The sequence below is a fragment of the Serratia grimesii NBRC 13537 genome (assembly GCF_001590905.1).
GTDB classification, from domain to species: domain Bacteria; phylum Pseudomonadota; class Gammaproteobacteria; order Enterobacterales; family Enterobacteriaceae; genus Serratia; species Serratia grimesii.
The window spans coordinates 1-2,041 of record NZ_BCTT01000031.1; the positions used below are offsets into that span (position 1 = coordinate 1).

The 2,041-nt window shown below is 61.6% G+C and carries 1 protein-coding gene; it reads left to right on the forward strand.

Features of this window, described 5'->3' with window-relative positions; translation table 11 throughout:
• Positions 1-1,974, forward strand: a 1,974-nt coding sequence (gene tkt, locus SGR01S_RS23460) for a transketolase (protein WP_061808720.1), incomplete at its 5' end; no start/stop codon positions are given.
• Between the last annotated feature and the right edge of the window lie 67 nt (positions 1,975-2,041).

Below are 2,041 nucleotides of genomic sequence, written 5' to 3' on the forward strand. Positions count from 1 at the left end.
GCCAACGCCATCCGCGCACTCAGCATGGACGCCGTACAAAAAGCAAATTCCGGCCATCCGGGTGCACCTATGGGCATGGCGGACATCGCCGAAGTCCTGTGGCGTGACTACCTGAACCACAACCCGACCAACCCGCACTGGGCTGACCGTGACCGCTTCGTCCTCTCCAACGGCCATGGCTCCATGCTGATTTACAGCCTGTTGCACCTCACCGGCTACGACCTGCCGATGAGCGAGCTGGAAAACTTCCGCCAGCTGCACTCCAAAACCCCGGGTCACCCGGAATACGGCTACACCCCAGGCGTCGAAACCACCACCGGCCCACTGGGCCAGGGCATCGCCAACGCCGTTGGTTTCGCCATTGCCGAACGTACCCTGGGCGCGCAGTTCAACCGTCCTGGCCATGACATCGTCGACCACCACACCTACGCCTTTATGGGCGACGGCTGCATGATGGAAGGCATCTCTCACGAAGTCTGCTCGCTGGCCGGTACCCTCAAGCTTGGCAAACTGACCGCGTTCTACGATGACAACGGCATCTCCATCGACGGTCACGTGGAAGGCTGGTTCACCGACAACACCGCAGAGCGTTTTGAAGCCTACGGCTGGCACGTGGTGCGTCACGTCGACGGTCACAACCCGGATGCCATCAAGGCCGCGATTGAAGAAGCCCGCAAGGTTACCGACAAACCATCCCTTCTGATGTGCAAAACCGTGATTGGTTTTGGTTCACCGAACAAGGCCGGTACCCACGACGTGCACGGTGCGGCACTGGGCGCCGCCGAAGTGGCCGCCACCCGCGAAGCGCTGGGCTGGAAATACGCCGCCTTCGAAATCCCGCAGGACATTTATGCCCAGTGGGACGCCAAAGAAGCCGGCAAGGCCAAAGAAGCGGCCTGGAACGACCGTTTCGCTGCCTACGCCAAGGCCTTCCCTGAGCTGGCTGCCGAGTTCAAACGCCGTATGAACGGTGAACTGCCGGCCAACTGGAAAGCCGACGCCAAAGCCTTTGTTGAAAAGCTGCAGGCTAACCCGGCCAACATCGCGAGCCGCAAGGCGTCGCAGAACGCGCTGGAAACCTTCGGCAAGGTGTTGCCTGAGTTCCTCGGCGGCTCCGCTGACCTGGCACCGAGCAACCTGACCATGTGGTCCGGCTCCAAACCGCTGAATGAAGACCTGGCGGGTAACTACATCCACTACGGCGTGCGCGAGTTCGGCATGACCGCCATCACCAACGGCATCGCGCTGCACGGCGGCTTCCTGCCGTACTCGGCGACCTTCCTGATGTTCGTGGAATACGCCCGTAATGCGGTGCGTATGGCGGCGCTGATGAAAATCCGCAACGTGTTCGTGTACACCCATGACTCCATCGGTCTGGGCGAAGACGGCCCGACGCACCAGCCGGTTGAACAAATGGCCAGCCTGCGCGTGACCCCGAACATGAGCACCTGGCGTCCGTGTGACCAGGTGGAATCGGCGGTGGCGTGGCAGTACGGTATCGAGCGCAACGACGGCCCGACCACACTGATTTTCTCCCGTCAGAACCTGACTCAGCAACCGCGTACCGCGGAGCAACTGGCCAACGTGTATCGCGGCGGTTATGTGCTGAAGGACTGTGCCGGGACACCGGACGTCATCCTGATTGCCACCGGTTCGGAAGTGGGTATCACCGTGGAAGCGGCAGACCAGCTGACGGCGGCGGGCACCCAGGTGCGCGTGGTCTCCATGCCGTCTACCGACGCGTTCGACAAGCAGGATGCGGCCTACCGTGAATCCGTGCTGCCGGCGGCAGTGACTGCCCGTGTGGCGGTAGAAGCGGGTATCGCGGACTACTGGTACAAATACGTGGGCCTGAACGGGGCTATCGTGGGCATGACCACCTTTGGTGAGTCTGCCCCGGCAGAACAGCTGTTCAAAGAGTTTGGTTTCACCGTGGAAAACGTGGTGGCCAAGGCGCAGGCACTGCTGAAATAAGCCGTAAGCAGGGGCGCCGCATACTGCGCCCTGAACATGATGACGAAAGCCCGGCAAATTGCCGGGC